At 63.3% G+C, this 22,795-nt stretch carries 21 protein-coding genes; 7 read left to right on the top strand and 14 right to left on the bottom strand.

What is annotated here, in order from left to right:
• Positions 1 to 129: 129 nt before the first annotated feature.
• The 9 genes from CQ007_RS15200 to crp all read right to left on the bottom strand — a co-directional run bounded on the left by CQ007_RS15200 (position 130) and on the right by crp (position 12,091).
• On the bottom strand, positions 130 to 3,762 hold the full coding sequence (locus CQ007_RS15200) for an ATP-binding protein (RefSeq protein ID WP_105646694.1): 3,633 nt from the start codon (positions 3,760 to 3,762) through the stop codon (positions 130 to 132).
• Positions 3,762 to 4,415: a DUF4194 domain-containing protein gene (locus CQ007_RS15195; protein ID WP_105646693.1), complete on the bottom strand. Its 654-nt coding sequence runs from the start codon at positions 4,413 to 4,415 to the stop codon at positions 3,762 to 3,764. Before CQ007_RS15195 ends, CQ007_RS15200 begins: the two co-directional genes overlap by 1 nt.
• Positions 4,408 to 5,847 (bottom strand): Wadjet anti-phage system protein JetA family protein, encoded by a 1,440-nt coding sequence (locus CQ007_RS15190; protein ID WP_105646692.1) that lies wholly within the window; start codon positions 5,845 to 5,847, stop codon positions 4,408 to 4,410. The genes CQ007_RS15195 and CQ007_RS15190 overlap by 8 nt, the downstream gene beginning before the upstream one ends.
• A 231-nt stretch (positions 5,848 to 6,078) precedes the next feature.
• Complete coding sequence (gene dxs / locus CQ007_RS15185; protein ID WP_105646691.1) at positions 6,079 to 7,962, bottom strand: 1-deoxy-D-xylulose-5-phosphate synthase; 1,884 nt, start codon at positions 7,960 to 7,962, stop codon at positions 6,079 to 6,081.
• A gap of 108 nt (positions 7,963 to 8,070) precedes the next feature.
• Positions 8,071 to 8,958: a polyprenyl synthetase family protein gene (locus tag CQ007_RS15180; RefSeq protein WP_105646690.1), complete on the bottom strand. Its 888-nt coding sequence runs from the start codon at positions 8,956 to 8,958 to the stop codon at positions 8,071 to 8,073.
• Positions 8,955 to 9,194 (bottom strand): exodeoxyribonuclease VII small subunit, encoded by a 240-nt coding sequence (locus tag CQ007_RS15175; RefSeq protein WP_105646689.1) that lies wholly within the window; start codon positions 9,192 to 9,194, stop codon positions 8,955 to 8,957. Before CQ007_RS15175 ends, CQ007_RS15180 begins: the two co-directional genes overlap by 4 nt.
• Positions 9,195 to 9,296: 102 nt before the next feature.
• Positions 9,297 to 10,019 (bottom strand): 16S rRNA (uracil(1498)-N(3))-methyltransferase, encoded by a 723-nt coding sequence (locus tag CQ007_RS15170; RefSeq protein WP_105646688.1) that lies wholly within the window; start codon positions 10,017 to 10,019, stop codon positions 9,297 to 9,299.
• Positions 10,020 to 10,022: 3 nt separating this feature from the next.
• A complete protein-coding gene (locus tag CQ007_RS15165; RefSeq protein ID WP_105646687.1) occupies positions 10,023 to 11,375 on the bottom strand; it encodes an adenosylmethionine--8-amino-7-oxononanoate transaminase in 1,353 nt (450 codons plus the stop codon).
• A 71-nt stretch (positions 11,376 to 11,446) separates the two neighbouring features.
• Positions 11,447 to 12,091 carry a cAMP-activated global transcriptional regulator CRP gene (crp, locus tag CQ007_RS15160; RefSeq protein WP_105646686.1) on the bottom strand — a complete coding sequence of 215 codons (645 nt, stop codon included), beginning with the start codon at positions 12,089 to 12,091 and terminating at the stop codon, positions 11,447 to 11,449.
• 181 nt (positions 12,092 to 12,272) lie between these two features.
• Between crp and CQ007_RS15155 the strand changes: the two genes are divergently transcribed.
• Positions 12,273 to 12,695 (top strand): OsmC family protein, encoded by a 423-nt coding sequence (locus CQ007_RS15155; protein ID WP_105646685.1) that lies wholly within the window; start codon positions 12,273 to 12,275, stop codon positions 12,693 to 12,695.
• 29 nt (positions 12,696 to 12,724) lie between these two features.
• On the opposite strand, the gene coq7 is transcribed toward CQ007_RS15155, so the two are convergent.
• Positions 12,725 to 13,369 (bottom strand): 2-polyprenyl-3-methyl-6-methoxy-1,4-benzoquinone monooxygenase, encoded by a 645-nt coding sequence (gene coq7, locus CQ007_RS15150; RefSeq protein ID WP_105646684.1) that lies wholly within the window; start codon positions 13,367 to 13,369, stop codon positions 12,725 to 12,727.
• Positions 13,370 to 13,431: 62 nt separating this feature from the next.
• On the bottom strand, positions 13,432 to 13,770 hold the full coding sequence (locus tag CQ007_RS15145) for a histidine triad nucleotide-binding protein (RefSeq protein ID WP_256582302.1): 339 nt from the start codon (positions 13,768 to 13,770) through the stop codon (positions 13,432 to 13,434).
• Between the two features lie 78 nt (positions 13,771 to 13,848).
• Here CQ007_RS15145 and CQ007_RS15140 point away from each other — a divergent pair, with 78 nt between their 5' ends.
• The gene (locus tag CQ007_RS15140) at positions 13,849 to 15,327 is read left to right on the top strand and encodes an AAA family ATPase (RefSeq protein ID WP_105646682.1); all 1,479 of its coding nucleotides are present in this window, start codon (positions 13,849 to 13,851) and stop codon (positions 15,325 to 15,327) included.
• On the opposite strand, the gene hemJ is transcribed toward CQ007_RS15140, so the two are convergent.
• Positions 15,328 to 15,750, bottom strand: a complete 423-nt coding sequence (gene hemJ / locus CQ007_RS15135; RefSeq protein WP_105646681.1) for a protoporphyrinogen oxidase HemJ — start codon at positions 15,748 to 15,750, stop codon at positions 15,328 to 15,330.
• Between the two features lie 116 nt (positions 15,751 to 15,866).
• Between hemJ and argC the strand changes: the two genes are divergently transcribed.
• From argC to erpA, 4 genes are all read left to right on the top strand, one after another.
• The gene (gene argC, locus CQ007_RS15130; RefSeq protein ID WP_105646680.1) at positions 15,867 to 16,901 is read left to right on the top strand and encodes an N-acetyl-gamma-glutamyl-phosphate reductase; all 1,035 of its coding nucleotides are present in this window, start codon (positions 15,867 to 15,869) and stop codon (positions 16,899 to 16,901) included.
• Positions 16,901 to 17,650, top strand: coding sequence for a DUF6776 family protein (locus CQ007_RS15125; RefSeq protein ID WP_105646679.1), 750 nt, complete (start codon positions 16,901 to 16,903; stop codon positions 17,648 to 17,650). Before argC ends, CQ007_RS15125 begins: the two co-directional genes overlap by 1 nt.
• Entirely contained in the window at positions 17,650 to 18,075 is a 426-nt protein-coding gene (locus CQ007_RS15120; protein ID WP_105646678.1) for a polymer-forming cytoskeletal protein, read from the top strand. The genes CQ007_RS15125 and CQ007_RS15120 overlap by 1 nt, the downstream gene beginning before the upstream one ends.
• Positions 18,076 to 18,142: 67 nt before the next feature.
• The gene (gene erpA, locus CQ007_RS15115) at positions 18,143 to 18,496 is read left to right on the top strand and encodes an iron-sulfur cluster insertion protein ErpA (RefSeq protein WP_105646677.1); all 354 of its coding nucleotides are present in this window, start codon (positions 18,143 to 18,145) and stop codon (positions 18,494 to 18,496) included.
• Positions 18,497 to 18,513: 17 nt separating this feature from the next.
• Here the strand turns inward: erpA and CQ007_RS15110 are convergent, their stop codons facing one another.
• Together CQ007_RS15110 and CQ007_RS15105 are read right to left on the bottom strand one after the other, a co-directional pair.
• Positions 18,514 to 19,614, bottom strand: coding sequence for an anhydro-N-acetylmuramic acid kinase (locus tag CQ007_RS15110; protein ID WP_256582301.1), 1,101 nt, complete (start codon positions 19,612 to 19,614; stop codon positions 18,514 to 18,516).
• On the bottom strand, positions 19,615 to 21,063 hold the full coding sequence (locus CQ007_RS15105; RefSeq protein ID WP_105646676.1) for a peptidoglycan DD-metalloendopeptidase family protein: 1,449 nt from the start codon (positions 21,061 to 21,063) through the stop codon (positions 19,615 to 19,617).
• 238 nt (positions 21,064 to 21,301) lie between these two features.
• Between CQ007_RS15105 and tyrS the strand changes: the two genes are divergently transcribed.
• Entirely contained in the window at positions 21,302 to 22,501 is a 1,200-nt protein-coding gene (tyrS, locus tag CQ007_RS15100) for a tyrosine--tRNA ligase (RefSeq protein WP_105646675.1), read from the top strand.
• Positions 22,502 to 22,795: the final 294 nt, after the last annotated feature.

The raw sequence follows: 22,795 nt of genomic DNA, 5'->3' as shown, positions 1-22,795 counted from the left end.
TGCGAGCTGCGTAGCAGCGTGGCAATCCACGGGGCTGGCCATCCAGTGTTGGCGAGGGCGCGGTGCTCATGGATTGCTTCGCCCTACGGACTCGCAATGACGCCGTAGCCCTCTGGCCCCTATGCCCGGTTACACCACCTCCATGAAGTCCAGCAATCCCTGCTGACGGATGACCCGGCGGTGCTGGGCCCACAGCTCGGCCACTCGTTCGCGGTTGAGCTGCTGGCGGTCGAGCAGCACCCGGGTGTTGAGCTCGCCCACCGGTTGGCTTGCGGGCACCTTGCTGAACACGAACTGGTTGCTGATCAGGTCGAGGAAGGGACCGGCCTTGCTGGTCGGCATGATGAAGATCAGCTGCAGGCCGAGGGTCTCGGTCAGGTAGCCGATCACTTCCCGTGAGCGGGTCTCGTCCATGTGCATGAACGCCTCGTCGACGATCACCATGCGCAGATGGCTGTCACCTTCGTTGAAGCGGAAGGCGCTGGTCACCGCCGCGGCGCGGATGATGTAGGCCGGGGTCTCCAGCTGACCGCCGGAGCCGGTGCCGTATTCACTGAGACGGATCGCTGGCTTGCCCTGCGGGTGCTTGAGAATGTCGTAGCGGCGATAGCGCCGGTAATCGCTGATGCGTTCCAGTTCACGCAGCGCCTGTTGCTCGTCGCCATCGAGCAGCAGTGACAGCAGGCGGTCGCGGACCTCGGCGGCCTGCGCCGACAGGCTGTCGCCAAACAGGCTGGTGCCGTCACCGAGGTTCGGCAGGGTCATCACCTCCTGGAAGAACTCCCAGTATTCCCGGTATTCCGGCAGCCAGTCCCAGTCGAACTGGAAGCGCTCGCGGTCGGCGCCGAACTGGTGGTGCTCCAGTTCGCGGTTCAGCTGTTCCAGTGCCCGCCGGCCATCGTTGATCGCCTGGTGGATTTCATGGCACAGATCGCTGACGAAGGTGGTGTTGAAGCTGTCGCGCAGGCTGGCCAGCTGGCTCTGCTTTTCCAGCAGCACGTTGTTGCGCAGGCGGTTGTACAGGTTGTCGAGCTGCAGGCGCAGGCCGCCGATGTGTTCATAGAAGCCCAGGCTGTGCAGCGGCTCGGCGCTGTCATGCAGCAGGCTGTCCGCGGGCTGGGCCTGCTGGTTGTACTGTTCCAGCGCACGCTCCAGGGCGATCGCCTGCTGATGCAGGCGGGCGGTGAGGGCGGCACTGTCGGCGGCGAAATCGAACTTGCCGTGGCTCTGGTCGAGCATGTCGTCGAGCTGTTCCAGGCGCGCCTGTGGATCCTGGCCCGCCAGCTTGCCGGCGGCCTCCAGCAGGTGCTGTTCGGCCTGATCCTTGCGCTCCAGCAGGGTGTCGCTCTGATCGGCCAGTTGCTTGATGCGCTGGCTGACCTGATGGTGCTTTTCATCCAGCCGGCCCTGCTGCTCCACCAGTTCCCGCTGGCGTTGCTGGAGCTGGCGGTGGCGTTCGCTGACCCGTTGCTGTTCATCCTCCAGGTCATGGTGCTCGCCCAGATCCAGGCTGCTCAGCTGCTGTTCCACCTCGCGCAGCTGGCGCTGCTGCTCGAGCAGGTTGCCAGCGCAGGCGGCGTAGTCGAGCGGGCGGATCTGGGCCAGCAACTGTGCCAGTTGCTGCAGCCCCTGCTGTTGCTGACGCAGGCTGTGGCGCTGGACCTGCAGCTGCTCCAGCTGCTTCTGCTGCGCCTGCAGGTTGCGCTCGCGGGCGCCGGCGCCGAAGACCAGCTGGGCGTCGTCGATATCGCAGCGGAACAGGGCGTAGTTGCCTGAGCCGAGCCCTTCCCGGGTGATGCCGCGCCGGGTGCGGCGCAGGGCTTCGGCGTCCTCGACGCGCAGCACGCTGGCATAGGAGGCGCGAAGATAGTATTCGGCGATCTTGTGGCCGAAGCCCATGACCTTGAGGATGGAGTCTTCCGGCAGGCTGATCCGTTCGGCATCCTGGCGCGCCTTGTCACCCTGGATGACCCGGGCGCGGTTGCGTTCGCGGCTGCTCAGCTGGCGGACGATGCGGATGGCTTCGGCCTCGAATGGCGGTTCGACCAGGATGGCGAAACGGCTGCCGCCGATATAGCCCTCGATCGCCATCTGCCAGTCGGGATCGAGTACGTCGACATAGTCGCAGAGTACCCGTGGGTCGGCCTGCGGGCATTGCTGGCGGATGGCGCGCAGGGCGTCTTCCACGTAACCGGGATAGCTTACCCGACTGGCTTGCAGGCCCTTGATCTGCTGCTCGATATGACTGATCTGGCGCTCGGCCTGAGTCAGGCTGGCACTGCGCTCCTGGCCCAGGCGGTCGACTTTCTGCAACAGGCTGATGCCCTCGGGCAGCGCTTCCTGCAGGCGGGTGGCCAACTGGTTGTGGCAGTGCTGCTGGGCATGAATGGCATCCAGCCCGGCATCCAGCGGGGTCAGGTCGATCCAGTCGCGGGCCAGTAACTGGTTGAGGTCGGCCACGGGTTGCTGCTCGGCGGCGAGTACCGCCTGGCTCAGGTCGCGCCAGCTGCGACCGGTGAGCTGCGGTAGCTCCATGCCGAGGCTGTGCTGGGTCAGCAACTGCTGCAGTTGCTGCAGCGCCTCGACGTTGCGGTCGCGCTGTCGGGCCTGCTCCAGCAGCGGGGTCACCCCGGCCTGCAGCTGCCCGTGCAATTGCTGTTGCCGGCTCTGCAACTGGTCCCGGGAATGCAGCGCCGGGATACCCTGGCGCCGGGCTTCCAGTTGCACCAGCTCATGGTGGGCCTGCTCCAGGCGCTCGCTGGTCAGGTGTTGCTCATCGGTGCTGGCGGCCAGCTGCGCCGCCAGCTGTTGCTGTTCTTCCTTGGCGCCGAGGTACTGCTGCTGGTTGTGCCGCCAGCTCTGGGCGGCGGCGGCGTATTCCAGCCCGGTACGCTCCAGCCAGATATCCAGGTACTGGTCGGCCTGACCGCGGGCCTGCTGCAGTTGCTCGACTGCGTTGCGTACGCGGCTGGCTTCCTGCTCCATGCCGTGCACGGTGCGCAGCAGGTCGCGGATGCGGCGGATGGTGTCGCCGAAGTCGCGGGCTTCCAGCACTTCCTCGGCGACGAACTGGTCGATCGAGCGAACTGGCTTGTAGGCCATGAAGTTGGCGAAGGTACGTGCGGCATTCTTGGCCTCGCGTACCGGAACGGCATCGCTGCGCCCGCGCAGGGCGCCATACAACCGGGCGAGATAGGCGCTCTTGCGCTCATAGACCTCGACCCCGGTCTTGCCGAACTGGCGGCGCAGCAGGGTCGGCAGTTCGGTCACCGGGACCACATGGCGACCGTCTTCGCCGTCGCGCACGAAGTGCGACAGCGATAGCATCTCGTCGGGCACTATCATCAGCAGCAATTCGTGCTGCCGCGCCTGACGGCTGCTACCGGCGTTGTCCAGATGGGCGCGCACACCGATCACCGCGGTGAAGGGTTCGCCGGTTTCACCCCGGGTCGGGTGGAACACGCCGGCGATATAACCATCGGTATCCCAGGGCCGGGCATAGGCGCCATCGTCGCAGCCCAGTACATAGGAGGCGAGGGTACGCACCTGCTTGCCGCCGCGCCCGCGCTGGGTGGTTTCGTCCTGCCCCGGGTTGTAGTTGAACAGGTTGTCATGGGCGGCGGTCATCAGCGTCTGCAGGGCATCGGCGGCGGTGGTCTTGCCGGAGCCGTTGCCTCCGGAGAACAGGTTGACCGGGCCGTATTCCAGCTCTTCGACCGGCAGGTTGCCCCAGTTGACGGTAATCGAACGTTTCAGGTACATCAGGGCGTCTCTTGTGCGGAATCGTGATCGGCGTCCTGGCGGCTCAGTTGGCTCAGCACGCTATCGGTCACCAGGCTGATGATGCCGGGGCGGATGGTCAGCCAGGCTTCGCCATTGTCCAGCTCGGCATCGCTGGGGCTGCGGATCAGGCGCAGTTGGCGCAGGCGGCGCAGCAGGGTCTGACGTTCGGTGAGGCTTTCCGGCAGGCTGCGACCGAGCAGGTTGCGGCTGCTCAGGTTGAGTGCTTCCAGCGACAGCATCGCCTGGCCCTGCTCGTCGAGCAGGCCTTCGCGCAGGGCCTTGTCGTATTCGGCGCGCAGCACCAGGATCAGTGCTACTTCCTGCTGGTTCAGGCGCTGGCGCAGGCCGCTGCCCGGCTCGTCGTCGGCATCGGGCATACCAGGCACTTCGGCACCGGGCGGGAAGATGCGCAGCAGGTTGAAGCGGGGCTCATGCAGCAGGCGGATACGCAGCACTGCCAGGTAGTCCTCCACCAGCTCGCGGACCTGCAGGAAGCGGTCATACAGCTCGGCCTCGCGCTTGCTCTCGTCGCGGCACAGCACGCCGCGGTCCAGCAGGCGGATCATCAGCTCGGAAAAGTCGGCACTGTTGACACCGAGTTCGCCCAGTCGGGCTTCCAATGCGTCACGCATGGTCGTTGGGTTCCAGTTCGATAATGAAGCCGTCGCGGCGGCTGAAGTAGGGTTCGTCGCGCAGGATCTCGCCGCTGCGCTCGATGCGTACCCGCAGGCCGCGGGCGGCATGCTCGGCGCCGGCCAGTTCGATCAGGTGGCTGGCCGCCAGCAGGTCGCCGGCGCTGTTGATCGGCAGGTCGCGGCTGTCGATCCGGCGCTTCTCGCCCAGCGCCGCATGCAGATAGTCGCGCAGGCTGCCGGCATTGATGTTGAACGCCTGGTCCAGCAAGCGTTGCACGGCCAGGTCATGCAGGGTGTCGTCATCGGGGATGCCGGGGTCCTGCATCAGGCTATGCACCGGTGGGCGCTGCTGGCGCTCGCGCAGGCGCACCTGGCCCGGATCGACCAGGGTCAGGTTGACACTGGCCATGTCCTGGCCAGCGGCATCCAGGCGGGCATTCAACTGCTCCTGCGGCAGGCCGGCCAGCTCGCGGCACAGACCGACGATATCGGTGTGCTGCTGGCTATGCAGGTAGCTGAGCTGGCGGATGATGATGTCGGCGCGCTGGGTGAAGCTCTGCAGGGTCTTGCGCAGTGCCGGCAGCATGATGTCGGCGGCGTTGCGCAGGCGGCTGTCGATGCTGTCGAGCAGCCGCCAGAGCACCGAGCTGCGCTGGTCGATCACCATATCCGGGGCCAGGCGTCGCAGTTCGCGTTCGGCCTGGGCCTTCCAGGTGTCGGGCATGCGGCGGATGCGCTCGATCTGCTGCAGCAAGTGCTCGCGGTGGCGTTCGACGCTATCGGCGGACAGGCGGATGGCCAGGTCGGGCTGGAAGCGCTTTTCCATGAACTCGAAGAACTGATCGCTGGCTTCCTGTACCAGTTGCCGGTCCTCCACCTCGCGTACCAGCTGGCGCTTGCGCTCTTCCAGTTCGGCGATGATATCGGTGAAATCGGCAATGATGCGCTCGGAATACTCGTGGGCATCCAGCAGGTCATAGACTTCGCCACGCTCGGCGAATGCTGACAGCGCATTCAGGGTGTTGCGGGTATTGCGGTGGCGGGTACGCACACTGTGGTTGACCGCCTCGGTCAGCGACTGGGTGAACAATCGCCCCAGCCGACTGAACGGGTAGGTGGACTGGAAGGTGGCCTGGTCGACCTGGCGTTCCAGCCAGCCATGCTCGACCAGATTGTTGAGAATCCAGCCTGCCTGCTCGCGGCTGTTGCGAAAGCGCCCATGCTCCTCGTCGTCACCTTCGAGCAAGGGCGCGCGCTGCAGTGCTTCGCAGAACACATCCACCACCTGCTCGCGCTTGAGTGATTCGCCATAGTCGGCGCTGGCGCTGTACAGCCGCGTGTGCAGCAGGCGCAGGCATTCGACGATCTGCTCACGGTACTTGCTGGTCAGCGGCTTGAAGAATTGCAGGCGCTCGTTGCTGAAGAACATGGCTTATGCCCGGAAAATTCAAAGGGGTATTATGCCGGAGTGGGAACCCGTGCGGATACAGGCTCCGTGCCGGTGGATTGCTTCGTCCTTCGTCCTCGCAATGACGGATGAGGTGGCATGGAAACGCCATGGACAAGCCAGGCACTCGTCATTGCGAGCCACGTAGTGGCGTGGCAATCCAGTGCTGCAACGGGGCGCTGAGGTAGCCACCCACGTTGCGCCTGACCGCTATTAGTGGTCGGCGGACAGCCGCTGACGAATGGCGCGCTCGATGCCGGCGGCATCCAGGCCGCACTCGGCGAGCATGCGGGCCGGCTTGTCATGCTCGATGTACAGGTCGGGCAGGCCGAGGTTGAGTACCTGGAGCTGGATGCCCTGGGCCAGCAGCCATTCGTTCACCGCGCTGCCGGCACCGCCCATGATGGCGTTTTCTTCCAGGGTCACCAGCAGGCTGTGGCTGTCGGCCAGTTGTTGCAGCAGCTCGGTATCCAGCGGCTTGACGAAGCGCATGTTGGCCACCGTGGCGTTCAGCGACTCGGCAGCGGTCAGGGCGTCTGCATGCAGGGTGCCGAAGTTGAGAATCGCCACGTGCTCGCCCTGGCGGGTGATCACGCCCTTGCCGATCGGCAGGGGTTGCAAGGCCGGATCGACCGGCACACCCGGCCCGGTGCCGCGCGGGTAGCGCACGGCGGCGGGGCCGTTGTGCAGGAAGCCGGTAGTGAGCATCTGCCGGGTCTCGTTCTCGTCCGCCGGTGCCATGATCAGCATGTTGGGGATGCAGCGCAGGTAACTCAGGTCGAAGCTGCCGGCATGGGTCGGTCCGTCCTCGCCAACCAGCCCGGCACGGTCGATGGCGAACAGCACGTCCAGATCCTGTACCGCGACATCATGGATCAGCTGGTCATAGGCGCGCTGCAGGAAGGTCGAGTAGATGGCGACCACTGGCTTGGCGCCTTCGCAGGCCATGCCGGCGGCCAGGGTGACGGCGTGTTGTTCGGCGATGGCGACATCGAAATAGCGCTGCGGAAAGCGTTCACTGAAGGCGATCAGGTCGGAGCCTTCCTTCATTGCCGGAGTGATGCCGACCAGTCGTGCGTCGGCCTCGGCCATGTCGCACAGCCACTGGCCGAAGATGTTCGAGTAGCGCGGTTTGCTCTGGCCGTTGCTGCTCGGCTTGGGCTCGAGCTTGGTGATCGCGTGGTAGCCGATCGGGTCGGCCTCGGCCGGGGAAAAGCCCTTGCCCTTGCGGGTGACCACATGCAGGAACTGCGGGCCCTTGAGCTGGCGCATGTTGCGCAGGGTGGTGACCAGGGTCGGCAGGTCGTGGCCGTCGATCGGGCCGATGTAGTTCCAGCCCAGTTCCTCGAACAGCACGCCGGGGGCGAGCATGGCCTTGGCGGTCTCCTCGGTCTTGCGTGCCAGCTCCCAGGCTGGCGGAATCTTCGACAGCACTTTCTTGCTGCCTTCGCGCATGTGCGAGTAGGTGCGGCTGGAGAGAATCTTGGCCAGGTAATTGGACAGCCCGCCAACATTGTGCGAGATCGACATGTCGTTGTCGTTCAGCACCACCAGCATGTCGGCATCCACCTCACCGGCGTGGTTGAGCGCTTCGAAGGCCATGCCGGCGGTCATGGCGCCATCGCCGATGACCGCCACGGTACGCCGGTCCAGGCCCTGCAGGCGGGAGGCGATGGCCATGCCCAGGCCGGCGCTGATCGAGGTGCTGGAATGCCCAACGCCGAAGGTGTCGTAGGGGCTTTCACTGCGCCGGGGGAAGGCGGAAATACCATCTTTCTGGCGCAGGGTGGCCATCTGCTCGCGGCGCCCGGTGAGAATCTTGTGCGGATAGGCCTGGTGACCGACGTCCCACAGCAGCCGGTCTTCCGGCGTGTGATAGATGTAGTGCAGGGCGATGGTCAGTTCGATTACCCCGAGTCCGGCACCGAAGTGGCCGCCGGTCTGACCAACGCTCCAGAGCAGGAACAGGCGCAGCTCATCGGCCAGCTCCGGCAACTGCGCCGCATCGAGTTCACGCAGCTGTGCGGTGCTGTCGAGGCTGTCCAGCAGAGGTGTGCACGGACGTTCAAGGGGTATTTCGTGGAAGGTGCTAGGCATCGAACAAGGGCTCTGATTGCCGCTGGGGGCGGCAGGAAACAAGGGCGCAGTTTAACCGATGAGGGTGATTAGCCCAACACCGCCTGTACCGACAAGACGAACTGGTGCTCAGAATCGGCGTTCCACTATGTAGCGGGCCATCTGTCGCAGGCGCTGGGCATCGTCACCGAACGGCTCAAGGGCGGCGGTCGCCTGGTCGCATAACGAATGCGCCAACCGGTGGGCGCCATCCAGCCCGAGCATGGCGGGGTAGGTGGGCTTGTCGCGGGCCAGGTCGGCGCCCTGCTGCTTGCCCAGCACACTGGTGTCGCTTTCCACATCGAGAATGTCGTCCTGCACCTGGAAGGCCAGGCCGATGCAGTCTGCATATCTTTCCAGGGCCGCCAGTTGGTCGGTGTCGGCCCGCTCGCTGGCCAGCGCGCCGAGCTGTACGCTGGCGCGGATCAGTGCGCCGGTCTTGCGCTGGTGCATGTCCTGCAGGGTGCTCTGGTCCAGTTGCTCGCCCACCGCGCCGAGGTCTATGGCCTGGCCGCCGACCATGCCCTGCGGGCCGGCTGCCCGGGCCAGAAGGGTAGTCATGCGCAGCCGGGTATCTGCCTGCCAACTGCTGGTCTGGCTGATCCACTCGAAGGCCAGTGCCTGCAGTGCATCACCGGCGAGGATCGCCGTGGCCTCGTCGAAGGCGCGGTGACAGGTCGGACGACCGCGGCGCAGGTCATCATCGTCCATCGCCGGCAGGTCGTCATGAATCAGCGAGTAGGCATGGATCAGCTCCACTGCGCTGGCGGCCACATCCACCGGTGTGTCGCTGGCGCCGAACGCCTCGCAACTGGCGTAGGTGAGGATCGGGCGAATGCGCTTGCCGCCACCGGTGACGCTGTAGCGCATGGCGGCGTACAGCCGTTCCAGCCGTGGCAGGCCATTGCCCAGTTGCTGTTCGAGGTAGTGATCGATGCGTGCCTGGCAGGTCTTGAGATACTGCTCGAAGTCGGTCATTGGTCATCGCCCTCAAAGGGCGCTGTACTCAACTGGCCATCCTGCTCCAGCAGTTGCGATACCTTCTGTTCGGCCTGGGTCAGCGCCTGCTGGCACTCGCGGGTCAGGGCCACGCCCTGCTCGAAGGCGCTGAGTGATTCTTCCAGGCTCAGGTCGCCGCTTTCCAGCCGTTCAACCAGGGTTTGCAGAGCACCCAGCGATTGCTCGAAATCGACTGCAGTTTTTTTTCGGGCCATGGGAGCTACCTCGGTGGTGATAGTGGATGGAAAAACGGCTGAACATTACCCAAGCCGATGGACACGGTCAATCAACCGCAGCCGATGCAAAATACCGCAGGTTCAGAAATCACCCCACAATTGCTGGGCGATGCTCAGGGCCACCACGGGAGCGGTCTCGGTGCGCAATACCCGTGGGCCAAAGCGGGCGGCCTGGAAGCCTGCCGCTTCGGCCTGGCTGATCTCCGCTGCACTGAGGCCGCCTTCCGGGCCGATCAGCAGCCCCAGACTGGTGGGCCGCGCCAGGCTGCCCAGCTCCTGCTCGGTGCGGTGGTGCAGCACCAGCTTCAGTTCGGCCTGCAGGTTGCTCATCCAGTCAGTCAGCGCCATGGGCGCGTTCACCACCGGCACCCGGCTGCGGCCGCATTGCTCGCAGGCGCTGATGGCGACCTGTTGCCAGTGCTGCTGGCGCTTGTCCGCACGCTCGCCCTGCAGCCGCACCTCGCAGCGTTCGGTGACCAGCGGGGTGATCTGCGCCACGCCCAGTTCCACGGCCTTCTGGATCGCCCAGTCCATGCGCTCGCCCCGGGACATGGCCTGGCCCAGATGAACCTGCAGTGGTGATTCGGCCAGGCCCGCCACCGGGGCGGCGAGGGCGATGCGCACCTGGCGCTTGCCCGCCTCCAGCACCTCGCCCGGCCATTCCTGCCCGGAGCCGTTGAAGATCTGCACCGGCGCGCCGGGGCCCAGGCGCAATACCCGGCCGACATAATGGGCCAGATCGCCGTCCAGCAACTGTTCACCTTCGGCCAGCGGTGCATCCAGGTAGAAGCGGGAGACACGCATCGGTCAGTTCCTGGTGGCCCGTTCGATCCCTTCCCAGGCGACGCTGGCCAGGTGGTCGATCTGCTCGGGGGTGATCACGTAGGGGGGCATGAAGTACACCACGCTGCCCAGTGGCCGCAGCAGGGCTTCATGCCGCAGGCCATATTCATAGACGCGGATCCCACGGCGCTCCTGCCAGGGGTAGGGGGTGCGGTTGGCCTTGTCCTGTACCATCTCGATGGCCAGCACCATGCCGGTCTGGCGTACCTCGGCCACGTGCGGATGCTCGGTGAAATGCGCGGTGGCCTTGGCCATGTGCGCGGCCAGCGCCTTGTTGCTTTCAATGACGTCGTTCTGCTCGAACAGATCCAGCGTGGCCAGCGCCGCGGCACAGGCCAGCGGGTTGCCGGTGTAGCTATGCGAATGCAGGAAGGCGCGCAGGGTTTCGTAGTCGTCGTAGAAGGCTTCGTAGATGCGGTCGGTGGTCAGGCACACGGACATCGGCAGATAGCCGCCGGTCAGGGCCTTGGACAGGCACAGGAAATCCGGGCTGATATCGGCCTGCTCGCAGGCGAACATGCTGCCGGTGCGACCGAAGCCGACCGCGATTTCATCGTGGATCAGGTGCACGCCATAACGGTCGCAGGCCTCGCGCAGCAGCTTGAGGTAGACCGGATGGTACATGCGCATGCCGCCAGCGCACTGGATCAGCGGCTCGACGATCACCGCGGCGACCTGCTCATGGTGTTCTGCCAGTGCGCGCTCCATATGCTCGAACATCAGCCGGCTGTGCTCTTCCCAACTGCTGCCAGGCTCGCGTTCATAGCAGTCCGGTGACGGCACGGTGATCACGTCCATCAGCAGCGGCTCGTAGGTTTCCTTGTACAGCGCCACGTCACCTACTGCCAGGGCCGCCAGGGTTTCCCCATGGTAGCTGTTGGACAGGGTGATGAAGCGCTTCTTCTGGGGTTTGCCGGTATTGAGCCAATAGTGAAAGCTCATCTTCAGCGCCACCTCGATACAGGAGGAGCCGTTGTCGGCATAGAAGCAGCGGGTCAGGGGGGCAGGCGTCAGCGCCACCAGACGCTCCGAGAGTTCGATCACCGCCGGATGCGAGAAGCCGCCGAGAATGACGTGTTCGAGGGTATCGAGCTGCTGTTTGACGCGCTGATTGATGTAGGGGTTGGCGTGGCCGAAGACATTCACCCACCAGGAGCTGACCGCATCCAGATAACGGTTGCCATCGAAATCATGCAACCACACGCCTTCGCCCCGCTGGATCGGGATGATGGGCATGTGTTCATGATCCTTCATCTGGGTGCAGGGGTGCCAGAGCACCGAAATGTCCCGCTGCATCCACTCGTTGTTCAGCCCCATGACAGCCTCGCCGGATAAAAAGTATCCAGCGATTGTACCTCAGGCGATGGCTAATGAAACGGCAACAGGCCCTAGCGGGTGCCGTACACCACCATGGTCTTGCCCTTGACGCTGATCAGGCCCTGCTCCTCGAGGGTCTTGAGTACGCGCCCGACCATCTCCCGGGAGCAGCCGACGATGCGGCCGATTTCCTGGCGGGTGATCTTGATCTGCATGCCGTCGGGATGGGTCATGGCGTCGGGCTGTTTGCACAGTTCCAGCAGGGTGCCGGCGACGCGGCCAGTCACATCGAGAAACGCCAGGTCGCCGACCTTGCGGGTGGTGCGGCGCAGGCGGTCGGCCATCTGCCGGCCCACGGCATATAGCAGCTCGGGGTCGCGTTCGGTGATCTCGCGGAACTTGGCATAGGTCAGTTCGGCCACTTCGCATTCGCTCTTGGCCTTGACCCAGGCGCTGCGGTCCTGCTCGACCTGATCTTCCTCGAACAGGCCCATCTCGCCGAAGAAGTCGCCCTGGTTGAGATAGGCGATGATCATGTCGCGGCCCTGATCATCCTCGATCAGGATGGTGACCGACCCCTTGACGATATAGTAGAGACGATCGGAAACGTCTCCGGCGTGAATGATGGTGCTGCGCGGGGCGAAGCGACGGCGATAACACTGTCCCAGAAACGCATCGATATTCTTTATTTTGGGTGTCAGGGAAAGAGCAACCATTTTTGTCATCCTGTCAGATATGATCGGGCAGACCATGCAAACATGGGCATCCTTGCAGCCTCTTCATGAGACCAATCGCGATTATGTCCAGTTTCACGTGGAATGACCAGCATCGGCGGCTGTACCGGCGGTGTGCTATTCTCCGCCGCCAGCGAAAAACTCATTGCAGCGGGAGAGCGGAATGAAAGCGCATATCAAGTGGGTAGACGGCGTCATGTTTCTCGGCGAGTCGGGCAGCGGGCACACCATCGTCATGGACGGGCCGTCGGAGTCCGGTGGGCGCAACATGGGCGTGCGTCCCATGGAAACGGTGCTGATCGGTCTCGGCGGCTGTGCCAGCTATGATGTGGTCAGCATTCTGAAAAAAGGCCGTCAGGACATTCGGGATGTGCACACCGTGCTGGAGTCCGAGCGTGCCGAGAGCGAGCCCAAGGTATTCACCAAGATTCATATCCACTTCGTGGTGACCGGCAAACAGCTGAAGGAAGCGCAGGTCAAGCGTGCCGTCGAGCTGTCGGCCGAGAAATACTGCTCGGCGTCGATCATGTTCGGCCGCGCCGGGGTGGAAATCACCCACGACTACGAGATTGTCGAAATCGACTGACCGCAGCCCGCAAGCCGGGCTGCGCTGGATCAGATGCGATAGGTAGCGCTGGCCATTACCTTGGACATCAGCTTCATCGCGGCTTTCACCGGCCGGGGGAAGACCACGCCGCCGGCCTGCAGTGCCTGGCTGCCGTGCTCGATCTCATCCTCGCGCATCTGCTCGAGGATCGCCCGGGACTTGAGGTCATCCTCCGGTAGCTGGCGCAGGTGATCATCCAGATGGCGCTCCACCAACTGCTCGGTGGCAGCGACAAAGCCAAGACTGATACGGTCACTGATCTTGCCGGCGGCCGCGCCAAGGCCGAAAGACAGACCGTAGAATAGCGGGTTGAGCAGGCTGGTGCGGCTGTCCAGCTCGCTCAGGCGTTGCTCGCACCAGGCCAGATGATCGATCTCTTCGGTGGCGGCCTGTTCCATCTTGTCACGCACATCCGGCAGTTTGGCGGTCAGCGCCTGGCCCTGGTACAGCGCCTGCGCGCACACCTCGCCGGTATGATTGATGCGCATCAGCCCGGCTATATGCCGGCGCTGCTCTTCGGTTACCGCATCGGCGCGCAGATGCTGGGCCGGCGATGGCCGACCGGCCTGGGCTGCACCCGGGACCAGGGTGCGCATGGCCTGCTCGGACTGGCTCAGCAGGCGGTCGAACAGGCTGTATTGACGTGTGCTCATGCATTCTCTCCTGAAACTGTTCCCAGTATAGCGGTTGACTCAGCCGCAGGCGTTGTCGCGGATCAACCCGGAGGCCAACCCATTTGCCGCTGACCCAGCACGTGCAGGTGAATGTGATAGACCGTCTGGCTGCCCATCTCCTTGCAATTGAACACGGTACGGAAACCGCCCTCGCAGCCCAGCTCCAGGGCCAGGCGCTGGCCCACGTAGTTCATGTAGCCAACCAGTTCACAATCTTCCTCTGTCATGTCGTTCAGAGTGGCGATATGCTTTTTCGGGATCACCAGAAAATGCACGGGAGCCTGGGGGTTGATATCGTGGAAGGCCAGGACACGGTCATCCTCGAAGATCTTCTTTGACGGGATCTTGCCTTGGGCAATGCTGCAGAACAGACAATCCACTGTGTGCTCCTCGTTAACGGTGGTAGTGTCGTCAGTGTAACCAACCGACGATGGAATGGAACAGCGCTGGGAAGCACAATGAAGAATGATATCCATGATCTGGGGCTGATGCTGGATTCCCGGACCCGCCTGATCGTTATCGAATCCTGGGAAGAGCTGCGCGTGCTCGAGGCGATCGCCACCCTGGCGGTCAAGCGCAGCCAGAGCTGGTATACCTGGAATCAGGTCGAGGGTCTGCAGCGCCTGGGCTTCGGCACGGCAATCGATGCCGCCGAGGATCTGACCGACCCGGAACAGGCGCTCGAGTACATCCGCCGCCAGCGCGAGCCGGCGCTGTTCGTGTTCTGCGACCTGCATCCGTTCATGTCGTCGCCACGCCTGGTACGTCTGCTGAAGATGATCGCCATGGAGCCGGCCGACCCGGCGCCGACCCTGTTGCTGGTCAGCCACGAATTGCCATTGCCGCCGGAGCTGCGGCGGCTGGCGGCGCGGATCAGCTTGAGCATGCCCTCGGACGAGCAACTGGCGGCGATCATCCGTGAGGAGGCGGCGCGCTGGACCGAGCGCAACCAGGGCCGCCGCGTGCGCACCGACAGCCGCACGCTGGAACAGGTGGTGCGCAACCTGCGCGGGGTGACCCATGAGGAGGCCAGGCTGCTGGCACGCAAGCTGATCGTCGATGATGGCGCCATCACCCAGGAAGACCTGCCGGTGCTGAACCGCGCCAAGTTCAGCCTGCTCGACATGCAGGGTGTGTTGAGCTTCGAGCAGGATACCGCACGCTTCGCCGACGTCGGCGGGCTGGCGCAGTTCAAGCGTTGGCTGGCGGATCGCCAGGCGGCCTTCACTGGTTCCAGCGCGGCTGACATTCCCAAGGGGGTGCTGTTGGCCGGCGTGCAGGGGTCGGGCAAGAGTCTGGCGGCACGGGCCGTGGCGGGGCTGTGGGGGCTGCCGCTGCTACGCATGGATTTCGGCGCGTTGTATGACAAGTACATTGGTGAAACCGAGAAGAACCTGCGCGAGGCGCTAGCCATGGCCGATGCCATGGCGCCCTGTGTGCTGTGGATCGACGAGATCGAGAAGGGCGTGGCGCAGGAGAGTGCCGACCAGGGTGTTTCCCGGCGGGTGCTTGGCACCCTGCTGACCTGGATGGCTGAGCGCAAGAGCCGGGTATTCCTGGTCGCGACGGCCAATAATGTGATGCAATTGCCGCCGGAGCTGATCCGCAAGGGGCGGCTGGACGAGCTGTTCTTCGTCGACCTCCCCGATGCGCGGGTACGTGAGGATATCTTCCGTATTCACTTGGGCAGCCGTGAGTTGCCGATCGAGCGCTTCGACCTGGTGACGCTGGCCGCTGCCAGCGATGGTTTTGCCGGGGCCGAGATCGAACAGGCGGTGGTTTCGGCGGTCTACAGTGCCGCGGCCCGCCAGGAAGAGGTGGGCCTCGGTCATGTGCTGGGAGCGCTCAATGACACGTCGCCGTTGTCGGTGGTCATGGCCGAGCGCATCCAGGCGCTGCGCGACTGGGCCCGTCACCGCGCGGTGATGGCCGACTGATCAGAACGGCTTGAGTACTACCAGTAACACCGCGCCGACCAGAATCAGTACCGGCGCTTCGTTGAACCAGCGGTAGAACACGTGGGAGCGGGTATTGCTGTCATTGGCGAAGCGCCGCAGTTGGGCACCACACAGGAAATGGTAGACGATCAACAGCGCTACCAGCGTCAGCTTGGCATGCAGCCAGCCTTGCTGCAGCCACTGCGGCATCAATACCAGCAGGCCGATGCCAAGGCCGACGGCGATCAGCATGGAAGGGGTCATGATGCCGCGATACAGCTTGCGCTCCATGACCTTGAATCGCTCGCGGCTGACCTGGTCCTCGCTCATGGCGTGATAGACGAACAGCCGGGGCAGGTAGAACAGCCCGGCGAACCAGGTAACGACGGCCATGATGTGAAAGGCTTTGATCCACAGATACACGTTAGGCTCCTGAACGGCAGATAGGGGCTCGGATACTGGCAGCCGTGCTGGTAATTTCCAGCGGCGCTTTTATCATAGAGAGCTAGTCAGCCATGTTAATCGATATGAGGCGTAAAATGGTCAAGGTAGGCATTGTTGGGGGAACCGGCTATACCGGTGTCGAATTGCTGCGTTTGCTTGCGGCACACCCGCAGGCCCAGGTCGAGATCATCACCTCACGATCGGAGCAGGGCGTGCACGTGGCGGACATGTATCCGAACCTGCGTGGCCATTACGACGGGCTGGCTTTCAGCGTGCCGGACACTGCCGCCCTGGGTGCCTGCGATGTGGTGTTTTTCGCCACGCCCCACGGTGTCGCCCACGGCCTGGCTGCCGAACTGCTTGCCACCGGTACCCGCATCATCGACCTGTCGGCGGATTTCCGCCTGCGTGATGCCGAACTCTGGGCCAAATGGTATGGCCAGCCGCACGGAGCGCCGGCGCTGCTGGGCGAGGCGGTCTACGGCCTGCCAGAGGTCAACCGCGAGGCGATCCGCAATGCCCGGCTGATTGCCGTGCCCGGCTGCTACCCGACCTCGGTGCAACTGGGGCTGATCCCCTTGCTCGAGGCGGGCGTGGCACAGCCGCACAACCTGATCGCCGACTGCAAGTCCGGGGTCAGCGGTGCCGGGCGTGGGGCCAAGGTGGCTTCGCTGTTCTGCGAGACCACCGAAAGCATGAAGGCCTATGGTGTGCCGGGACACCGGCACCTGCCGGAGATCGTGCAGGGGCTGCAGCGTGCTGCCGGTGGCGAGGTTGGCCTGACCTTCGTGCCACACCTGACACCCATGATTCGCGGTATCCATTCCACCCTGTACGCCCACGTGCCGGACCACAGCATCGATCTGCAGGAGCTGTTCATGCAGCGCTATGCCGGTGAGCCGTTCGTCGATGTCATGCCGGCCGGCAGCCATCCGGAAACCCGCAGCGTGCGCGGCGCCAATATCTGCCGCCTGGCGGTACACCGGCCGCAGGGCGGTGACCTGGTGGTGGTGCTGTCGGTGATCGACAACCTGGTCAAGGGCGCATCCGGGCAGGCGATCCAGAATATGAATATCGCCCTGGGGCTGGATGAGCGCATGGGGCTGGAACAGCCGGCGCTCATGCCTTGATGGATAGCGAAAAGATCGACCAGCCCATAGCCGAGCAGAGCGTTGAGCGGCCGCCAGCCAGTCCGCAGCAGCGCCGCCCGCGATGGCTGTCGTGGCTGTTATTGGCCGGTTTGCCGGTGTGCGCATGGCTGGGCTGGGCCGCGGCGATGCATTCGGCGCAGATGCAGGATTACCAGCATCTGCGTGAGGAGCGGGCCGGCATCCAGGCCGAACTGGAAGACACCCGCCTGCGCTACCAGCAACTGGAGGTGGACCTGCTGGTCGCCCGCCAGTCCCTCAGCGATGGCCAGGAGGTAATCACCGATCTGGAGCAGCAGTTGTTCCGCCTGCAGCAGGACCTGGCGCAATACCAGGGCGCGTTGGCCCCCAATGCCATGGCGCCGGGGGTGCGAATTCAGGCTTTTGAGCTGCAGCGCACGGACGTGCCCGGGGTTTTCCGGTACAAAGTCATGGTCAGCCGTGTCGGTAATGAAAGCGACACGGTGCAGGCGACACTGGGTATCGAGGTGCAGGGCAAGCAGGAGGGCCAGGAAGTGCGGATTCCATTAGCGGAGCTCACCACTGATGGTGCCGAGAGCCTGGCGCTGAACTTCCGCTATTTCCAGGTGGTGCCGGCCAACGGCAATGAGGCCGAGCTGATGCTGCCGGTGGGTTTCGAGCCTGAGCGGGTGCACTTGAAAGTGGAGCATGACGGCCAGCTGCTGCTGGAGCAGACTGTGGAATGGACCGAGACGGGAGTCGGATCCTGATGTTGAAACTGGACAGAGGCAAGAAAACCACCATTGGCCAGCATGCTGGCAAGACTACCGTGATTGCCGGGGAAGCAGAATTGCGCGGCAACCTGCGTTTCAGCGGTGCGGTACAGGTGGATGGCCGGGTGATCGGCAATATCGATGCGGACGAAGGGTTGGTCAGCGTCACCCAGGAAGGTTACGTCGAAGGCATCATCAAGGCGCCGAGCGTTGTGATCAACGGCGTGATCGTCGGGGACGTGCATGCCTTCGAGCATCTGCAGCTGGATGCAGAGGCACGTGTCGATGGCGACCTGTACTATCGGTTCATGGAGATGGTGTCCGGCGCGCAGATCAATGGCCAGCTGCATTATCTGGGTGATGGGCGTGCCGAGGCGGCTGTCGGCGAGTTGGCGGGCGGTCGTGAATTCAAGAGTAGTTGACCAAAAGAGTCGGATAAACGGATAATAGCCGGCTTAGTTGTGCTGCGGCACTGCCGCCGGAGGATGTATGTCTAGTGCTGAAGTTTTTACCCCTGCTCCGATGCAGTTTTCCGATAGTGCGGTGGGCAAGGTCCGGGCGCTGATCGAGGAGGAGGGCAACGAGCGCCTGAGTTTGCGCGTATTCGTCACCGGCGGGGGCTGCTCCGGGTTCCAGTATGGCTTCACTTTCGACGACGAGCTGGCCGAAGATGACACCATCATCGAGCGCGGCGGTGTGCGTCTGGTGGTGGATCCGATGAGCTTCCAGTATCTGGCCGGCTCCGAGGTGGACTACCAGGAAGGCCTGGAAGGCTCGCGTTTCGTCATCAACAACCCGAACGCCGCCACTACCTGTGGTTGTGGTTCGTCGTTCTCCATCTGAGTTTTTTGGTCGATGCTTCAGGCCGGGTAGATCGCGCCTAGAATACGCTTTCCTTTGGCCCCGGTGACCGCGGGGAGGTTGCCACTCTGGCGCAGTTGGCAACGCCAGGCCAGCCAGGCGAAGGCCATCGCTTCCATCCAGTCCGGGTCCACTCCCAGCGCGGCGGTGCTCTGCACCGGCCGGGGAACCAGCAATTGCTGCAGGCGTTCCATCAGAAAACCGTTGCGGGCCCCGCCGCCACAGATATATACCGCTTCGGGCTGCGACTGGCAGCCGGCGAGCGCCTCGGCAATAGTGCGGGCGGTCAGCTCCAGCAAGGTTGCCTGCACATCGGCGGGGCGGTCATGGCGACCGTCGAGGTGTTGTTGCAGCCAGGCGGGATGAAAGTACTCGCGACCGGTGCTTTTCGGTGCCGTCCGGCTGAAATAGGGATCCTGCAATAGTCTGTCCAGCAGACCGGGGATCACCTGGCCGCTGCGTGCCCAGGTGCCATCGGCATCGAACAGCTGACCGGTATGCTGCTGCGTCCAGTAATCCAGTAGTACATTGCCGGGTCCGCTATCGAAGCCGCAAACCTGCTCATCACCGCTGAGCAGGGTCAGGTTGGCGAAGCCGCCGATATTGATCAGCACCCTGGACTGCTCCGGGTCGCTCAACAGCCAGGCATGAAAGGCAGGTACCAATGGTGCGCCTTCGCCACCGGCGGCCAGGTCGCGGCTGCGAAAGTCGCTGATGACGTCGATTCCGCACAGCTCCGCCAGCAATGCTGGCGCACCGATCTGCACGCTGAAGCCGGATTCGGGGTGGTGGCGGATGGTCTGGCCGTGGCTGCCGATGGCGGCCACCTGGCTGGCGCTGATGCCGTGTTGCTGCAACAACTGATTCACGCCTTGTGCGGCCAGACGCGCCCACTGCTGGCCGGCGATGCCTGCGCGACGAACTTCATCCGCTCCGGGTTGGCAGAGGGCGAGCAGGTCGCTGCGCAAGTCTGGAGGAAGTGGCAGACAGAGAGCGCCAATGAGCGTAGCGCGTGGTGAGGCCGGGGAAAAACTGGTCAGGGCGATGTCGACACCATCCAGGCTGGTGCCTGACATGATGCCGACATGGAACGCTGTCACTTATTCGTCCAGCTGAGCCAGTTGGGTCGCGCCTTGCTGATCCAGGCTGGCCATCAGTTGATTGCTCAGCGCCATGAAGGCGGTGCGCTCGCCCTGCGGAATGGGATCGGATGCCGGCAGCTTGACGCTCAGGGGGTCCACATGGGTGCCATTGACCTGGAACTCATAATGCAGGTGCGGGCCGGTCGCCAGACCGGTCGCGCCGACGTAGCCGATCACCTGGCCCTGGGACACATTGCTGCCGGCACGGAGGCCGGAGGCGTAACGACTCATGTGCGCATACAGGGTCTGGTAGGTCTGGCCATGCTTGATCACCACGGTGTTGCCGTAGCCACCCTTGCGACCCACGTGTACCACGCGACCATCACCGGTGGCCTTGATCGGCGTGCCGGTAGCGGCTGCATAGTCCACACCCTTGTGAGCGCGGATCTTGTTCAGCACCGGGTGGCGACGGCCGGGATTGAAGCGCGAGCTGATGCGCGCGAACTCCACCGGCGTGCGGATGAAGGCCTTGCGCATGCTGGTGCCGTCTGCCCGATAGTAGCTGCTCTGGCCGTTACGGTCGGTATAGCGCACCGCGGTATAGGTCTTGCCCCGGTTGGTGAATCGGGCAGCCAGGATATTGCCGGTGCCGACGCGCTGATCATCAATGTGCTTTTCTTCGAACAGCACTTCGAAGCTATCGCCCTGGCGGATCTCACGGGCGAAGTCCACGTCATAGCCGAAGATGTTCGCCATCTGCATGGTCAGGTTGTGCGACAGGCCGGCATTCTGCGCAGCGACGAACAGGGAACTGTCGATGCTGCCGTTGGCAAAACGGGTGCTGACATCAGGCTCGATGACATCCTTGCTGAATGCATAGCTGTCACCGTCCCGGTCGACGCGAATGGTTTCCAGGCTGTTGAGCTTGGAGCGCATGCCGAGTAGCTGGCCTTCGTCATCCAGCTTGAGTTCCAGCTCCTGGCCGACGCGCAGGCGAGTAAATGCCTTGGCATCCTTGCTGCTGTTCACTACCGCGTGCAGGGTGTTGGCGGACAGTCCGGCATTCTGGAACACGATGGACAAGGTGTCGCCGGGGGCCACGGTCACGCTGCTCCACTCGGGGGCGGGTGCTTCCGCAGGCTCGGCGGCCACGGGCTGCAAGCTGATGCCGGCCTGAACGACTTCCGGCGAGGCGGCGGTACTCATGGATTCGGAAGTGCTGGTCAGCTGCAATGGCGAGGTGATTGTGACTGTTTCGCTGATCAGTGCATCCAACTCTTCAGAGAGTGCCGGTTCCGAACCTTCCAGGCGCAGCTCCTGCAGGTCGAGTTGGACGAGGGTTTTCTTGGCTTCGACTTCGGTTGTGGGGATGACGAGCAGAAAAATGCTCAGCGCGGCGGCGATACCACTGGCAGCCATCAGATGGCTTTTCGGGTAGCGCGGTGACTTTGACTTGTGATGACCCATAAGCGCTCTTCTGGTTGATTCTGTGAAAAGTGAAGTAACTTGCTAAATTATAACCGAAAGTGCCTCAAGGCAAGTTTTTGCGTACCCGTCCGTCAGGTTTTCGGCGTCATTTTTTGACCTGTGCTAGGGCGGTGCCGCGTGTATCGCTGGGCCAAGTTTAATCTTGGTCGTCAATGTTGTATCGTTTCTCCCCTTTCTTCTTTGACTTTTATCAAACTTCACTGAACAGGAATCAAGCATGAAGCCGGTTGACGAGCAGTTGGCGCTGATCAAGCGTGGGGCGGACGAAATTCTGGTGGAAGCCGAGCTGCGAGCCAAGCTGGGGCGCGGCACGCCACTGCGTGTCAAGGCCGGTTTCGATCCGACGGCCCCTGATCTGCATCTGGGGCATACCGTACTGATCAACAAGCTGCGTCAGTTCCAGGAACTCGGGCACGATGTACTTTTCCTTATTGGCGACTTCACCGGCATGATCGGTGACCCCAGCGGCAAGAATGCCACGCGTCCGCCGCTGACCCGCGAGCAGGTTCTGGCCAACGCCGAGACCTATAAGGAGCAGGTGTTCAAGATTCTTGATCCGCAGCGTACCCAGGTGGTGTTCAACTCGCAGTGGATGGACGACTTCTCCGCTGCCGACATGATCCAGCTGGCCGGCAAATACACCGTGGCGCGGATGCTGGAGCGGGATGATTTCGACAAGCGTTACAAGGGCGGACAATCGATCGCTATCCATGAATTTCTCTATCCGCTGATCCAGGGTTACGACTCGGTGGCGATGCGTGCGGATATCGAGCTGGGCGGCACCGACCAGAAATTCAACCTGCTGATGGGGCGTGAGCTCCAGCGTCAGTATGGGCAGGAGCCACAGATCACCCTGACCATGCCGCTGCTGGTCGGCCTGGATGGTGAGATGAAGATGTCCAAGTCCCTTGGCAACTATGTGGGGATCAATGACCAGCCGGGGGTAATGTACAACAAGATCGTATCCATGCCTGATACCTTGATGTGGCGCTACTTCGAACTGCTCAGCTTCCGTAGCATGGAAGAGATTGATGGCCTGCGGGCCGATGTCGAGGCGGGAGCCAATCCGCGGGACATCAAGATCAAGCTGGCAGAGGAGCTGGTGGCGCGCTTCCATGGCGAGGAAGCGGCGGCCAGCGCCCATCGTTCGGCGGGTAACAGGTTGAAGGATGGCGAACTGCCGGAAGATCTGCCGGAAGTGATCATCGAATCGGAAGCGAGTCTGCCGATCTCGGCAGTGCTGAACCAGGCCGGGATGGTGAAGAATGCCGCGGCGGCGCGGGATCTGCTCAGCGCTGGCTCGGTGAAGGTGGATGGCGAGGTGGTGGACCGGGATTTCGTATTCCAGCTCGGCTCGGTGCATGTCTGCCAGGCGGGCAAGAAGAAGTTTGCCAGGATTGCTGTGAAAACCGCTTGACGGCAGATCTGAGCGGCCTATAATGCGCGCCTTGCTTGTCGCGGTGGGGTTGCAAAACTCCAGTACAATCAAAGGGTTATCCTTGTTGTAGCAGTAAAGGACAGGATGATTTAGCGGTTGACAGACAAGCGAAACGGCGTAGAATGCGCCGCTCACCGCCAGGGCGGTTCGGACGCAAGTCCGGGCAGAACAGGCCGGTGAAAACGGATTGAAAGGAAGGCGTTGACAAGGGGCTAGGCTCCTGTAGAATGCGCCTCCCTGGCCCGGAACGGCGGTAAGGTTTCAGGTCGGAGA

It is taken from the genome of Pseudomonas sp. MYb185, assembly GCF_002979975.1.
In the GTDB taxonomy this organism is placed as follows: Bacteria; Pseudomonadota; Gammaproteobacteria; order Pseudomonadales; family Pseudomonadaceae; genus Halopseudomonas.
Note: the sequence above shows the minus strand (reverse complement) of the source record. Positions and strands in the feature narration are given on the sequence as shown.

Coding starts and splice junctions, on each gene's coding strand:
- CQ007_RS15195 (WP_105646693.1), bottom strand. CDS start 4,415: ATGCGTGACGCATTGGAAGCCCGACTGGGCGAACTCGGTGTCAACAGT.
- dxs (WP_105646691.1), bottom strand. CDS start 7,962: ATGCCTAGCACCTTCCACGAAATACCCCTTGAACGTCCGTGCACACCT.
- CQ007_RS15120 (WP_105646678.1), top strand. CDS start 17,650: ATGTTGAAACTGGACAGAGGCAAGAAAACCACCATTGGCCAGCATGCT.
- CQ007_RS15180 (WP_105646690.1), bottom strand. CDS start 8,958: ATGACCGACTTCGAGCAGTATCTCAAGACCTGCCAGGCACGCATCGAT.
- coq7 (WP_105646684.1), bottom strand. CDS start 13,369: ATGAGCACACGTCAATACAGCCTGTTCGACCGCCTGCTGAGCCAGTCC.
- CQ007_RS15165 (WP_105646687.1), bottom strand. CDS start 11,375: ATGGGGCTGAACAACGAGTGGATGCAGCGGGACATTTCGGTGCTCTGG.
- crp (WP_105646686.1), bottom strand. CDS start 12,091: ATGGTTGCTCTTTCCCTGACACCCAAAATAAAGAATATCGATGCGTTT.
- argC (WP_105646680.1), top strand. CDS start 15,867: ATGGTCAAGGTAGGCATTGTTGGGGGAACCGGCTATACCGGTGTCGAA.
- erpA (WP_105646677.1), top strand. CDS start 18,143: ATGTCTAGTGCTGAAGTTTTTACCCCTGCTCCGATGCAGTTTTCCGAT.
- CQ007_RS15105 (WP_105646676.1), bottom strand. CDS start 21,063: ATGGGTCATCACAAGTCAAAGTCACCGCGCTACCCGAAAAGCCATCTG.
- tyrS (WP_105646675.1), top strand. CDS start 21,302: ATGAAGCCGGTTGACGAGCAGTTGGCGCTGATCAAGCGTGGGGCGGAC.
- CQ007_RS15190 (WP_105646692.1), bottom strand. CDS start 5,847: ATGTTCTTCAGCAACGAGCGCCTGCAATTCTTCAAGCCGCTGACCAGC.
- CQ007_RS15155 (WP_105646685.1), top strand. CDS start 12,273: ATGAAAGCGCATATCAAGTGGGTAGACGGCGTCATGTTTCTCGGCGAG.
- CQ007_RS15200 (WP_105646694.1), bottom strand. CDS start 3,762: ATGTACCTGAAACGTTCGATTACCGTCAACTGGGGCAACCTGCCGGTC.
- CQ007_RS15175 (WP_105646689.1), bottom strand. CDS start 9,194: ATGGCCCGAAAAAAAACTGCAGTCGATTTCGAGCAATCGCTGGGTGCT.
- CQ007_RS15170 (WP_105646688.1), bottom strand. CDS start 10,019: ATGCGTGTCTCCCGCTTCTACCTGGATGCACCGCTGGCCGAAGGTGAA.
- CQ007_RS15125 (WP_105646679.1), top strand. CDS start 16,901: ATGGATAGCGAAAAGATCGACCAGCCCATAGCCGAGCAGAGCGTTGAG.
- CQ007_RS15140 (WP_105646682.1), top strand. CDS start 13,849: ATGAAGAATGATATCCATGATCTGGGGCTGATGCTGGATTCCCGGACC.